13 protein-coding genes are annotated in these 13,259 nt (G+C 41.3%); 1 reads left to right on the forward strand and 12 read right to left on the reverse strand.

The window, feature by feature from the left end; genetic code table 11:
- Positions 1-101: 101 nt before the first annotated feature.
- Positions 102-338: a DUF2627 domain-containing protein gene (locus tag MHI23_RS11255; RefSeq protein ID WP_024422931.1), complete on the forward strand. Its 237-nt coding sequence runs from the start codon at positions 102-104 to the stop codon at positions 336-338.
- A gap of 36 nt (positions 339-374) precedes the next feature.
- Here MHI23_RS11255 and MHI23_RS11260 read toward each other — a convergent pair whose 3' ends face one another.
- The 12 genes from MHI23_RS11260 to xseA form a co-directional block, all read right to left on the reverse strand.
- Positions 375-1,112, reverse strand: coding sequence for a glycerophosphodiester phosphodiesterase (locus MHI23_RS11260; protein ID WP_024422932.1), 738 nt, complete (start codon positions 1,110-1,112; stop codon positions 375-377).
- 228 nt (positions 1,113-1,340) lie between these two features.
- On the reverse strand, positions 1,341-2,441 hold the full coding sequence (locus MHI23_RS11265) for a Rap family tetratricopeptide repeat protein (RefSeq protein WP_034622321.1): 1,101 nt from the start codon (positions 2,439-2,441) through the stop codon (positions 1,341-1,343).
- On the reverse strand, positions 2,429-2,626 hold the full coding sequence (locus MHI23_RS11270) for a hypothetical protein (protein ID WP_024422934.1): 198 nt from the start codon (positions 2,624-2,626) through the stop codon (positions 2,429-2,431). Before MHI23_RS11270 ends, MHI23_RS11265 begins: the two co-directional genes overlap by 13 nt.
- A 271-nt stretch (positions 2,627-2,897) precedes the next feature.
- A complete protein-coding gene (spo0A, locus tag MHI23_RS11275; RefSeq protein ID WP_024422935.1) occupies positions 2,898-3,701 on the reverse strand; it encodes a sporulation transcription factor Spo0A in 804 nt (267 codons plus the stop codon).
- A gap of 284 nt (positions 3,702-3,985) precedes the next feature.
- A complete protein-coding gene (gene spoIVB / locus MHI23_RS11280) occupies positions 3,986-5,263 on the reverse strand; it encodes a SpoIVB peptidase (RefSeq protein ID WP_025092993.1) in 1,278 nt (425 codons plus the stop codon).
- 200 nt (positions 5,264-5,463) lie between these two features.
- A complete protein-coding gene (gene recN, locus MHI23_RS11285; protein ID WP_024428012.1) occupies positions 5,464-7,197 on the reverse strand; it encodes a DNA repair protein RecN in 1,734 nt (577 codons plus the stop codon).
- Positions 7,198-7,230: 33 nt separating this feature from the next.
- Entirely contained in the window at positions 7,231-7,680 is a 450-nt protein-coding gene (argR, locus tag MHI23_RS11290; protein ID WP_024422938.1) for a transcriptional regulator ArgR, read from the reverse strand.
- 159 nt (positions 7,681-7,839) lie between these two features.
- The gene (locus MHI23_RS11295) at positions 7,840-8,694 is read right to left on the reverse strand and encodes a TlyA family RNA methyltransferase (protein WP_024428011.1); all 855 of its coding nucleotides are present in this window, start codon (positions 8,692-8,694) and stop codon (positions 7,840-7,842) included.
- A complete protein-coding gene (dxs, locus tag MHI23_RS11300; RefSeq protein ID WP_056767300.1) occupies positions 8,691-10,592 on the reverse strand; it encodes a 1-deoxy-D-xylulose-5-phosphate synthase in 1,902 nt (633 codons plus the stop codon). The genes MHI23_RS11295 and dxs overlap by 4 nt, the downstream gene beginning before the upstream one ends.
- Before the next feature lie 150 nt (positions 10,593-10,742).
- The gene (locus MHI23_RS11305; protein WP_056767303.1) at positions 10,743-11,633 is read right to left on the reverse strand and encodes a polyprenyl synthetase family protein; all 891 of its coding nucleotides are present in this window, start codon (positions 11,631-11,633) and stop codon (positions 10,743-10,745) included.
- Entirely contained in the window at positions 11,623-11,883 is a 261-nt protein-coding gene (locus MHI23_RS11310) for an exodeoxyribonuclease VII small subunit (RefSeq protein ID WP_003215880.1), read from the reverse strand. Before MHI23_RS11310 ends, MHI23_RS11305 begins: the two co-directional genes overlap by 11 nt.
- The gene (xseA, locus tag MHI23_RS11315; RefSeq protein WP_056767306.1) at positions 11,880-13,226 is read right to left on the reverse strand and encodes an exodeoxyribonuclease VII large subunit; all 1,347 of its coding nucleotides are present in this window, start codon (positions 13,224-13,226) and stop codon (positions 11,880-11,882) included. Before xseA ends, MHI23_RS11310 begins: the two co-directional genes overlap by 4 nt.
- Positions 13,227-13,259: the final 33 nt, after the last annotated feature.

The raw sequence follows: 13,259 nt of genomic DNA on the forward strand, positions 1-13,259 counted from the left end.
GCAAAAAATTGCACAACTCTTATATTACCACGTTTTCCTTTCTTGACAAAATATTTTTTGAATTAGACAATGGAAGTAAATGACGTTTAAGGGGACATTTGATGGGGAGAATACTTGCACTAGTGATTATTTTAATACCTGGCGCGCTTGCAGCACTTGGGATTAAGCTGCTGCGTGACACTGTTTTCGGCATCATCATTGCACCATTTCCATATTTATGGCTGCAAGGAATTGCAGGGTTGTTATTTTTAGGGGGAGGTCTTTATGTAGTGGCTGGCTTTATTTTATATAGAGACCGTAAACGAAATAAAGTGACTGCTCGCTTTAAGCAGAGATAAAACGTGAAAAAAGACCCGCTGATTTTGAGCAGGTCTTTATTTCATTTCTTCTCTTATTTTCACGGCTCGGTCAGGAAAATCAGTAAAAATGCCATCGACACCTAAGGAAAACATGTTTTTCATTTGCTTTTCACTATTTACTGTAAACGGCCTGATCACTTGCTGAGATGCATGGAGAGCTGCCACAACCTCTTTGGTCACGCCGGCACCCTTGATATTTGGATGATAGCCCCTTGCTGGTACTGTTTTTATATACATCTCCGGCTGATGAATCACATCCATTGTGAGAACCGCAAGTTCAACATGCGGCATCAGTTTGTGAAAAAGAGCTAAACTGCCGTGATGAAACGATGAAACAAGTACACGGTCTTCTATTTGAAAATGCTCGATTTGTTTTTTTACTTTCTCTTCGATACCCGGATATCGATAAATGGAGTTTTTTAGTTCAATATTGATGATCAATGATGATTGCTGCGTCACTAGCTCTAATACTTCCTCCAAAAGAGGAATGGATACAGCACCGGTTTCTTCGTAGAAAGAATGACTCGCATCTCCCGCTTTTAATTCTTCATATGTATGGTCTTTCACTAAACCTTTCATGTTCGTTGTTCTGTTCAGTTTCTCATCGTGAATGACAGCAAGTCTGCCGTCTTTCGTCAGCTGAACATCCAGCTCAATTCCGTCAGCTCCCGAATGGAGTGCATGCTCGAAGGCTATCATAGTGTTTTCAGGATAAATGCCTTTAAAGCCTCTGTGTGCAAAAATTTTCGTCATAGGTCACCTCTAAATATGATGCTTCCTTACATTATGACGTGTCTTTTTTCGTTTTTCCAGTTTTGAGCGCATAAAAAAAACCTCTTCTGATTCATACGAAGAGGTTGACAGATAAATTCGATCACGTAATCGCTCTGATGGCTTGCTCTGTCGTCTCTGCGTCAAGAGCAAAAAGGGAAGAAACAACTGCGACTGCTGTAACAACGGTTACACCTAACAACAACTTTTTCATAAGATAACCTCCACTTTCTTTTGAAGTATTTGTGCATCGAATTTCTTTTCAAGAAAACGAATGGCATTTTGATAATCATTTCGTTCCTTGAAGTATTTCGATATTTGTTCAGACAAATCCTCAAGCTCCACATATAATCTATTTTTTTCTATGTAGTCTAATTTTTCTGAGAATACGTCTGCTGCCCCACTATTCTCGCACATCAAATCTAAAATTTCAAATTTTACTATATATTCATTATTTTGGATATCGCAACTATACAAAATACCCTCTTTAATATATTCCCTCGCCTCTTGATCTCCTAAATGAACCAAGGCATTGGCCAGAACATATAAAGATTGGATGTAATAATGGCTATTGTCACGGTGAATTTGAATGCTCATTCCTTTTTTGGCATAATGTGCGCTTTTTTTATAATCATGCTTTGCATAATAAAGAACCGCTAAATTGTGATAGCATTTCCCAATCAGCACTTCATTGTTAATGCGCTTACTTTTCTCAAGTGCTTCTTTATACTTTTTCTCTGCTTCATCGAATTGGAACAAATCAATGCAATTACTTGCATGTAAAATTAAGCTGTCAATCGCCTGCGCTGTGTACTCTTCATGCGCTTTGAATGTATCGATGGCTTTTTTAATATGATTAATGGATATGAAATTTTGTTTCAGTTCGTAATAGATTGAAGCAACCTTATGGTGAAAAGTTCCTACTTCCAGGTCTTCATTCACACGTTTTAGCCGCTGTTCTGCAATTTTGTAAAAGCTAATGGCTTCATCATACTTTTTCACATATGCAGCATATTGGCCTTTGTAAAAGTAAAAATAAAAATTAATAATGTCATCTGCCTTCTCATCGAGCGTTCCGACACTTTTCATAATTTGATTGGCTTTTTCGATATTTCCAAGTAACATTTCATGTCTGCCGTCAACAAGCTGATAATAAAGGAGAACTTCACGGTCTTCATCTGTATTTTTTAGCAAATTCTGAATTTTCTCTTTATAGACAGCAGATTTTTCTAAGTCATTCTGAGAAATGACCCTCGTCCACTTGCTAATTTCGTTCGCAACCTCAGCAGAGTGGATTTTCAGCTTTCCCATAACCTCACCCTCTTCTTTTCATTATTATAGCATAGTAAAAGAATGTGAAAATTATTAAATTCGACAATGGGAATATTCAGTTCAAATGGCACAATCTCTAAGAAGCCAGTGACTTTAAAACGCCAACCAATCAGGTCAATAGAAATAGAACTTTCGATCTCGTTTGCTTTAATTACCAAATCCATGAGACCTTTTCCTCTCATCCTTTTTCTTACGAATGAGCGTTTTCTTCTTCTATTTTGAAGACTTCATGATCGATTGGCGCAGCTGATTACCACTACTTTATGTCTTTTTTATTTTTTTCATGCTTTATTTTTCATTTTATTCTGAAAATAAAGCAGCCCGTTTGTCCAATTTAAACATTAAGATGATTTTATCAACCTAACCAATTTTTGACAACATGTTTCAAAATAAAAAAACGTCTCAATGAAGAAACGTTTTTTTATGAAAAAGATTCTAGCTTGCTCTATGCTCTAATCGCAAACGATCAGCTACCATGGCAATAAATTCTGAATTGGTTGGTTTCGCTTTTGACATGCTGACAGTATAACCAAAGAGTGAGGAAATGGAATCAATGTTTCCTCTGCTCCAAGCGACTTCAATGGCATGACGAATCGCTCGTTCTACCCTGCTGGCAGTCGTGTTAAATTTCTTTGCAATGTCTGGGTACAACACTTTAGTGATGCTTCCGAGAAGCTCAATGTCATTGTACACCATAGAAATGGCTTCTCTTAAGTATAAATAGCCTTTAATATGAGCGGGCACGCCAATTTCATGAATAATGGTCGTAATGCTCGCATCTAAGTTTTTACGTTTCGGTTCAGGTTTGTTACGAAGAACACTGTTTTGGATTGATGAAGAGCGATGGGTAACTTGTGTGCCGTTTCCACTGACTTGACGAATATGACCTACTAGGTTTTCCATATCAAATGGCTTTAAAATGAAATAGGATGCGCCTAAATCAACTGCTTTTTTCGTGACATCTTCTTGTCCAAATGCCGTTAGCATAATCACACTTGGCTGTTTTGTCATTTCATTGTTTTCACGGAGGCGTTCTAGTACAGCAAGACCGTCTAAATGAGGCATGATAATGTCTAAGAGGAGAACGTCGGGCTCTTTATCTTTAAATAATGTCAGGCATTCCTGACCATTATACGCCACGCCAAGTACTTCCATATCTTCCTGTCCCTCAATATACTCTGTCAAAAGGCCAACAAGCTCTCGATTGTCATCAGCTACACACACTTTAATTTTCTCCACGTTCTTTCCTCCCCAATGTCGATTCCTTTAGTCTTTTGCATTTCTCTTCTGAGTGTTCAATTCGACAAAACCATGCTATCCCCTTTAAAAAACTTTAATTTTCCGAATAATAGAGCATTATCTAGCTTTTTCTACGTTTTTCTTAACGAATCGACGATTATTGCAATTTGACAACATGCTTTTTTCCATTTTGTCGAAAAATCTCTTTTTCCTTATTTTATAACATGATGGAAGAGAAAGAAAGGGTAGAAAAAAACTGCCGGAAGATTCGCGGCAGTTTATGATCAGCTTGCTTTTTTGTTTTTTTGATAAAGGTCGATTCCTGCTTCTGACAGCATCCATTCAATGTGTACGCCGTACCCGCTAGTCGGATCATTGACAAATACGTGTGTGACAGCTCCAATGACTTTGCCATTTTGGATGATGGGGCTTCCGCTCATTCCTTGGACGATTCCGCCCGTTTTGCTTAAGAGCCGCTCATCTGTTACCTTCAATACCATTCCTTTAGTTGCTGGGAATTTCTGCGGTGTTGTGCTGACGATTTTAATATCAAACTTCTCCACTTTATCATGATCCACAACGGTTAAAATTTCTGCTGGGCCTTCTTTTACTTCATTTGATAAAGCGACTGGAAGTGGTTTATCTGCTACATGATTTTCAAGCTTTTCGGTTAACGTACCAAAGATACCAAAAGGGCTGTTGCGGGAGATATCTCCTATTGTTTTTCTTTCGGAAGAGAATCTCGCCAATTTTTCTCCAGGATTGCCTCCTGTGCCTTTTTCAATCGATGTCACGGTTGATCTAACAATTTCACCATTGTCGACAACAATTGGTTTTTTTGTATCCATGTCAGAAATCACATGCCCAAGGGCACCATATTTTTTAGATGAAGGTTCAAAAAAGGTCATCGTGCCGATTCCTGCTGCAGAATCACGAATGTAAAGACCAATTCGATAGATGCCTTCACTTGCATCTTTTGCGGGTGTTAATGTTGTTTGAAAGGTTTTATGATCTCTCTTTATGAGCAAACGAAGCGTTTCACCCGTTTTCCCTGCTTTCTGAATAAATGGGGTGAGGTCATTCATTTTCTCCATTTTTTGACCATTGATTTCAATGATCATATCCCCTGATTGAATGCCTGCGGCTTCACCTGGTGATTTTTTGCCGTCTGCTGTTGTGATTTGATGAAAACCTACAACGAGAACTCCTACAGAGTGGAGCTTGACGCCAATGGATTGACCTCCAGGAATGACTTTTAATTCAGGGAGAACGTCAACTTTTGTTTTCTTAATAGGAAATCCTTTAAAATCATAAACAATTTCGGCTTTTCCCGCCTTTTGTCCTGTAATATCCAGCTGATTCTTTTTCTCTGAAAGGCTAAAGGCTGGTGAAGAAGCATTGGCTGACGCTTCAATCGATGTGTCAATTGAGTGCTTCTGTTTTTCAAATACAGCAACATTTGTTGGAATGCTGATGTATTCCTTCACTATGCTCATAAACCCTGTACTTATTAAAGAAACAAGGAGAATCACACCAATGGCTTTTCTCATCTTTTCGGGCATTCATTTTTCACTCTCCTCGCTCCTTACCCACACCAGAACACTCATGTTTTGGCTACATCTTTACTTTTGCCTTCTTCGAGAGGATTTATAACCGGCAGCTTTAGAAAATGATTGGATAAATTGATAAAAGAAAAAGACGATTTTATGGGTATATACGCCGGCTTTTACACAACATATAAAAAAGGCAGCTGATGATTCAGCTACCCTGTTGTTTTGACATCATTTGCTTGGTGCAATAGTTCTTTTGCATGCTGTTTTGTCAGCTCAGTCACTTCCACACCGGCAATCATCCGGCCAATTTCACTCACTTTTTCTTCATGACTTAATGGTTTGACACTCGTCAGTGTTCTGCCCGCTTTCGAGCGTTTCGAAATGAAGAGATGTGTGTCAGCCATTGCGGCTACTTGAGGCAGGTGTGTAATACAGAGCACTTGTGATCCAGACGCAACTTTGTAAATTTTCTCAGCAATGGCTTGTGCCACTCTGCCGCTGACGCCTGTATCAACTTCATCGAAAATAATGGATGTGACGTCTTGTTTAGCTGAGAAAATACTCTTCACAGCGAGCATGACACGTGAAATTTCTCCACCTGAGGCTACTTTCGATAAAGATTTCATCGGTTCTCCTGTATTTGTAGAAATGACAAATTGTGCTTGGTCGATTCCATTTTTCCCGAGCTGCACAGGTTTTCCGTCTAATAGCGGACAATCGGTGCTGCCAAATGGCGCATATCGAACAGAAAAAGCTGTGTCAAATGATGACTTCTCCATATACAAATCCTTGAGCTCTGTTTGGATTTGCTTCGCTAGCTTTTTGGCCCATTTTTTACGCAGCTCCGAAACGTTAAGTGCTTCGAGCAGGGCATCACGACTCATCGCATCTAATTTATTTTTGAGCGTCTGCAGATGGCTGTCTCGATTTTGGATTTGATCTATTTCTTCTTCAATCTTCGCCGCATACTCCAAAATTTCCTCAACGGTTGTGCCGTATTTTCGTTTTAGCTGCTTCATTTCATTCAGCCTGGATTCAATAAAATCAAGACGAGCCGGGTCGAATTCTAATTGATCCAGCATGCTTCGCATTTGGAAGGTTGAATCCTCTAATAAGTAGTAGGAGTTCGACACTTGTTCAGATAGCTTTTTCAAATCATCGTTGATCTCAGACACCTGATCAAGCTCGCTTGAGGACATACCAACCCAATCTAGTCCTCCTTGCTCATTACGCAGAGCGTTATACGCGTTTTGGAGTGAAGAATAGATTTTTTCGTAGTTGCTGATTTGATGACGTTCTTCCTGAAGCTTCTCATCTTCTCCCGGCTCTAATTGTGCCGCCTCAATCTCCTCTAGCTGAAATTGCAGTAAATCTAAGCGGTGCACCATTTCCTGCTCATTCTCAGACAGCTGCCTTAGCTTTTGGGCCGTCTTCATATATTGATCATATGCTTCTTGATACTGCAAGAGAGCCGGTGCAATGTCTTCTGCTCCAAATTGATCGAGCAAATGCAGATGATTTTCATCTTCCATGAGCAGCTGGTTATCGTGCTGTCCATGTATATCAAGCAAAAGCCGTCCTACTTCCCGTAAAAGTGAGATGGTGACAAGCTTTCCATTAATCCGGCAAATGCTTTTCCCGCTGTTATTAATATCACGGCGGAGGATCATCATTTCATCTGATGCGTCAATTCCCTGCTCTTCGCATAGAGCAAATACAGGGTGATCGGCTGGTACAAGAAAAAGCCCTTCCAGCTCTGCCTTTTTTTCACCGTAGCGGACAAATTCAGAGGATCCTCTTCCTCCCACGAGAAGTGAGACAGCGTCAATCATGATGGATTTTCCGGCACCTGTTTCCCCCGTTAGAACCGTGAGTCCTTTTTCAAATGAAACCGTTAACTCTTCAATGATTGCAAAGTTTTTAATGGTTAGTTCTGCTAACACTCATTTGACACCTCTTTTAGTAAACCTGATTCTTTATAGAAGCTCTAAAATTTTGCTCGAAACTGTCTCTGTATCATCTGGGGTGCGGCAAATGATTAAAATGGTATCATCCCCGCAAATTGTTCCCATAATTTCTTCCCAATCTAAATTATCCATTAAAGCACCAATCGCCTGAGCATTACCCGGCATTGTTTTCAGAACAATTAAATGACTGGCAGCATCCATTTTAATAAATGCATCCATTAGGGACCGCTTAAGCTTTGACAGCGGATTAAACCGCTGATCTGCAGGAAGACTGTATTTATATGTTCCATTGTTCGTCGGAACTTTCACTAAATGCAACTCTTTAATATCCCTAGAAACGGTCGCTTGTGTGATGTTATATCCATCGGCTTTCAAAATATCGACCAATTCATCTTGTGTTTCAATTTCTTGGCTTGCAATGATTTCTCTTATTTTAATATGCCTTTGACCTTTATTCATATTTGACCCCCCTAGGCGTTTCATTCTCAGTTTGTCTTTACGTTCTATGTTATATGATGCACACTTCAAAAAACAAGCATTACGTGAGATACGGCCAATTCTTGTCTTTTGACCATGTAAAAAGGAATAATAGCGAGCTATTATTCCTTTTGTATCATCTCATGTGTCAGCCGGCTCAGGGCTGTTTTTCTTTTCTTTCAATACGGAATGGGCTTCCTTGACGACCTTCTCAAGTTCTGAAGCAGGGAGTGCCGCATTTTCTTCTTGATCAGGATGAAGCACTAAATGAAACAGAAATTCAATATTTCCATCTCCACCAGTGATAGGCGAAAATGATACATCCTTTACATCATAGCCTTCTTTTGCAGCAAATTGATTCATCTCTTCTAGTACACCAAGGTGGACAGACGGCTCACGTACGATGCCTTTTTTCCCAACAAGCTCTCTGCCTGCTTCAAATTGAGGCTTGACGAGCGCAATACAGTCACCACCCGGAACAAGAATATGCTTTAAAGCCGGCAGAATGAGTTTGAGTGAGATAAAAGATACATCAATCGATGCCACTTCTGGCAATCCTTCAGTAAAATCAGCTGGAACGGAATGGCGGAAATTAGTGCGCTCCATGACGATGACCCTGTCATCCTGCCTTAATTTCCACGCAAGCTGATTGTAGCCAACGTCTACAGCATATGATTTGACTGCTCCATTTTGAAGAGCACAATCTGTAAATCCGCCTGTTGATGAGCCAATATCAATCAGCAATTTCCCTTCAACTGTCAGATCAAATTCTTTAAGCGCTTTTTCAAGCTTTAACCCGCCGCGGCTTACGTATTTGAGAGGGTTCCCCTTCACTGTAAGCGGCGTATCACGAGCAATTTTCTCGCCTGGTTTATCCAAACGGGTTTCATTTGAGTAAACGATCCCTGCCATGATGGCACGCTTTGCTTTCTCTCTTGTTTCCATTAGTCCTTGTTCGACTAATAAAACGTCAAGTCGTTCTTTCTTTGATGTCATGATCCAATTCCTTTTCTTGGTGCTGCTGGAAGCAGGTCACGTAAAGTCTCAGCAACCTGTGCTTTCGTCAGTCCAATTTCTTCAAGCAGGGCATCAACACTTCCATGCTCAATAAATTGATCTGGGATACCCATACGTTCTACTTTGATATGTGATGCTTTCTTGTCGTGTAAATATTCTAATACGCTGCTGCCAAACCCGCCTTGAAGCACAGCTTCTTCAATCGTTAAAATCGGAATCCCTTCAGAAAGAATGTCATGTAGCATCACTTCATCAAGCGGCTTAATAAACCGAGCGTTGACGACACGAATTGATTTCCCTTCTTTTTGAAGCTCCTCAGCTGCTTGCAGCGCCATTTTAATCGTCGTTCCGAATGTTAAGATGACGGCATCCTTCCCTGGACGAAGAACCTCCCAAGACCCAATCGGAATGGTTTTCAGCTGTTCATCCATTTTCACACCAAGGCCATTTCCGCGCGGGAAACGCATGGCAATAGGACCGTCATCATACTGAATGGCTGTATTGACCATGTGCTGGCCTTCATTTTCATCCTTCGGCATCATGAGCACCATATTCGGCATATGACGCATGAAGGCAATATCAAACACACCTTGATGCGTTTCTCCATCGGCACCGACAAGACCCGCACGGTCAATTCCGATAAATACATTGAGGTTTTGGCGGCAAATATCATGCAGCACTTGATCATAAGCTCTTTGCAGGAACGTTGAATAAATCGCTAAAAATGGCTTCATATCCTGCGTCGCAAGCCCAGCTGCCATTGTGGCTGCATGCTGCTCAGCAATTCCTACATCAAACATTCGCTCTGGAAATTCCTTTGCAAAGCCTTCAAGTTTTGAGCCAACAGGCATCGCAGGCGTGATGGCGACAATTCGCTCATCTTTCCGCGCAAGCTTTCTGACTGTTTCACTGACAAGACCACTCCATGACGGTGCAGCAGCTGCTGGTTTTACAAAATCACCTGTATCAATTTTGTATGGACCTGTGCCGTGCCAAGTCCCGATTTTATCGGATTCTGCCGGCTGATAGCCTTTTCCTTTTTTCGTGATGACATGCAGCAGGACAGGACCTTTTGTTTTCTTTGCATATTCAAGGTTTTCAAAAAGATCTTCATAAGAATGTCCATCAACAGGACCTAAGTAAGTGAATCCCATTTCCTCAAAGAACATGCCAGACACTAGTAAATACTTGAGGCTGTCTTTAATACGCTCTGCTGTGGCAGCAAGCTTTCCGCCTACAGCTGGGATCCGCTTAAATAAATACTCGAGCTCGTCCTTTACCCATTGGTACTTGCCTGCTGTGCGCAGTCTGCCAAGCATGGTGTGAATTGCACCGACGTTTGGTGCAATACTCATTTCATTATCGTTTAAGATAACGATCATGTCTTTCTTTTCATCACCGATATGATTCAGAGCTTCAAGCGCCATACCTCCGGTTAATGCACCATCTCCGATAATCGGCAGGATATATTCATCTGTCCCTTTAATATCCCGCGCCGCCGCCATACCCATCGCGCCAGATAATGACGTTGAGCTGTGGCCTGTTTCCCAAACATCATGCTCACTTTCATTTCGTTTAGGAAAACCGCAAAGTCCTTTATATTGACGAAGTGTATCAAACTCCGCCCCTCTTCCAGTTAACAGCTTGTGAACATAAGACTGATGTCCAACATCCCAAAGGAATTTGTCTTTCGGGCTGTCAAATACTTTATGAAGGGCAACCGTGAGTTCAACGACACCCAGGTTTGGACCGATATGCCCGCCAGAGTTAGCCAAGGACTCAATTAAAAACATGCGAATGTCAGCACTAAGCTCCTCTAATTCTGCATTTGACATTCCTTTTAGAAACGTTGGATTTTTTATTGATAAAAGATCCAATCAGGATCAACTCGCTTTCAACAAAATTTCTATCTACATATATAATGCCTTATTCCTATGAAAACCAAGCGGGAATAAGAGTTGTCTCATCATGATAAACTGTTTACAGTTTACCACAATTGCTCGAAGACCCTCAAATCTATGCTGTTTTTAATGATCTCTTGAGGCGATCAGATCACATAACTCATGCAGCAATTGCTGCTCTAATTCAAGATTTGAGACAATTTCTTTTGCACGTGTGATGTGCTCGTGCAGCTTTTCTTTTGCTCCTGTAAGCGTTAATAAAGAAGGATATGTCGACTTTTCATTCGCTGTATCAGAGCCGACTCGTTTTCCTATTTTTTCTTCGCTTCCTTCGAGGTCTAAAATGTCATCACGGATTTGAAAAGCAATGCCAATATGATAACTGAATTCTCTTAGTTTTTCGATATCCTCATCTGATGCTCCTGCCAGCATTGCACCTGCTGTGACGCTGAATGAGAGAAGCTTTCCTGTTTTCCGGGCATGAATGGATTCTAGTTCAGCAAGCGGGACTTGTTTTTGCTCTGCTTCCATGTCATCAAATTGACCGCCAACCATTCCTAGTGCACCTGCTGACCGCACAAGCTCATCTACGATTCTAAGCTTTTGGTCAGGAGAGACGCTGCTAGATAGCTGCGATGTAATGAGGCGGAAGCTTTCCGTTAAAAGTGCATCACCAGCGAGAACCGCTGTTGCTTCCCCGTATACTTTATGGTTAGTCGGCTTTCCTCTGCGAAGGTCATCATCGTCCATGCAAGGAAGGTCGTCATGTATCAATGAATACGTATGAATCATTTCTACAGCACAGCCAACCGGTATGCCATCTTCTTCGTTTTTTCCGTAAGCATGTAATAAAGCAAGAACGAGAACAGGGCGAAGTCTTTTCCCTCCAGCTTCAAGAGAGTAAAGCATCGAAGATTTTAGTTCTTCTGGAATCTTCAATTCCTGAACATATGTAAATAAATACTCTTCAATGGCCTGTTTTCGTGTTGTTAAAAAATCCTGCAAATTACTTGTCACCAGCATCTGCCTCCTTCACCGAGAAAGGAGCCAGTTCACCGTCCTCTTTTAAAATGAAATCCATCTGCTTTTCAACGTGCTGTAATTTTTCATGGCAAAGCTTTGAAAGTGTCATGCCTTCTTGGAAATAATGAATGGCTTGCTCAAGTGGTACATCTCCTTCTTCGAGCTTCCCAACGATCTCCTCAAGACCTTTCATCGCTTCTTCAAATGTCATTTGTTCTTCTTTTTGTTTATTTGATTCTGTCATGATGATTGCCCCTCCTTCTCAATAACCTCACAAATCAGACGTCCATCCTTCATGGTGATAGCCAATTGATCCTTCGTATCGACTTGGTTCACACTTTTAATCAGTTCATTGTCTTTATAGGCTAAACTGTAGCCTCTTTCCATCACTTGAAGTGGATTTAATGCATTTAGTTTACCAAGAACAGATTGGAACTGCGAATGAATTGTTTTCATTTGCACATTCATGCTGCGGATGAGCTGTTCTGTTTCATTGGTGTGGCGTTTTTTCGCCTGCAGCAGCTGCTCTTTTGGATGAAGCGGCTTCAGCCTGTATGTCTGGCGGTCTAGTTGACTGCGTTTTTGTTCAATTTGTCTCGTCAGCTGTTTTTGAAAACGGTCAAATACCAAATCGAATTGCTGCTCTTTTTGCTCCTGCAATCGTTTTGGAAAACGGAAGGCATAAGAGGATTGCAGCGCCACAAGACGGTCTTTCGCTTGTGATGTTCGGTTCTTCACGGCCCTTGTAAGCCGAATGTCGATGGATTTGATTCGTTCTATTAAATCGGCTGTGCTTGGAACAGCGAGCTCGGCTGCTCCTGTTGGTGTGGGTGCTCTCATGTCTGCAGTGAAATCACTGATCGTAAAGTCCGTTTCATGCCCCACTGCAGAAATGATTGGAATGTCTGATGCGAAGATTGCTCTTGCGACAGCTTCTTCATTAAAGGCCCAAAGTTCTTCGATCGAACCGCCTCCTCTTCCGACAATCAAGACATCACAGATCTGTTTTTCATTTGCTTCTTTGATCCGCTCTACGATTGAACGGACGGCATTTTCACCTTGGACAAGCGCCGGAAGCACAATGATTTTCGCCTGCTGATAACGCCGGTTAATCGTTGTGATGACATCTCGAACAGCCGCTCCTGTTGGGGATGTAATGACACCAACAACCTCTGGATATTCAGGAATTGGTTTTTTATAGCGCGCATCAAATAAGCCTTCACTTGCCAGCTTTTTCTTCAGCTCTTCATAAGCGAGATGAAGAGCACCAACACCATCAGGCTGCATTTCTTTTGCATATAATTGATAGTTGCCGCTTGGTTCATATACTTGAATCCCGCCGCGTACAAACACTTTCATTCCGCTTTTTGGTGAAAAAGGCAGCTTTGCTGCGGAACGCTGGAACATGACAGCTTGCATGCGTGCGTTTTCGTCTTTTAAGGTGAAGTACACATGACCTCTTGAATGAATCTTCACATTGGATAACTCACCTTTGATCCAAATATCTTCTAAATGCGGATCAACATCAAATTTTCTTTTTATGTATTTTGTAAGGGCTGTGACCGTCACAAAGGCTTTTTCACTCATGACGTATTCCTCCTCTTCAAAAACGCACATTCA

Source organism: Bacillus sp. FSL M7-0003, assembly GCF_038628485.1.
Taxonomy (GTDB): Bacteria; Bacillota; Bacilli; order Bacillales; family Bacillaceae; genus Bacillus; species Bacillus safensis.

Excerpts from the sequence above, each read along its gene's own strand:
- MHI23_RS11255 (WP_024422931.1), top strand. The coding sequence starts at position 102 with ATGGGGAGAATACTTGCACTAGTGATTATTTTAATACCTGGCGCGCTT.
- MHI23_RS11260 (WP_024422932.1), bottom strand. The coding sequence starts at position 1,112 with ATGACGAAAATTTTTGCACACAGAGGCTTTAAAGGCATTTATCCTGAA.
- MHI23_RS11265 (WP_034622321.1), bottom strand. The coding sequence starts at position 2,441 with ATGGGAAAGCTGAAAATCCACTCTGCTGAGGTTGCGAACGAAATTAGC.
- MHI23_RS11270 (WP_024422934.1), bottom strand. The coding sequence starts at position 2,626 with ATGGATTTGGTAATTAAAGCAAACGAGATCGAAAGTTCTATTTCTATT.
- spoIVB (WP_025092993.1), bottom strand. The coding sequence starts at position 5,263 with ATGCCCGAAAAGATGAGAAAAGCCATTGGTGTGATTCTCCTTGTTTCT.
- argR (WP_024422938.1), bottom strand. The coding sequence starts at position 7,680 with ATGAATAAAGGTCAAAGGCATATTAAAATAAGAGAAATCATTGCAAGC.
- MHI23_RS11295 (WP_024428011.1), bottom strand. The coding sequence starts at position 8,694 with ATGACATCAAAGAAAGAACGACTTGACGTTTTATTAGTCGAACAAGGA.
- MHI23_RS11310 (WP_003215880.1), bottom strand. The coding sequence starts at position 11,883 with ATGACAGAATCAAATAAACAAAAAGAAGAACAAATGACATTTGAAGAA.
- xseA (WP_056767306.1), bottom strand. The coding sequence starts at position 13,226 with ATGAGTGAAAAAGCCTTTGTGACGGTCACAGCCCTTACAAAATACATA.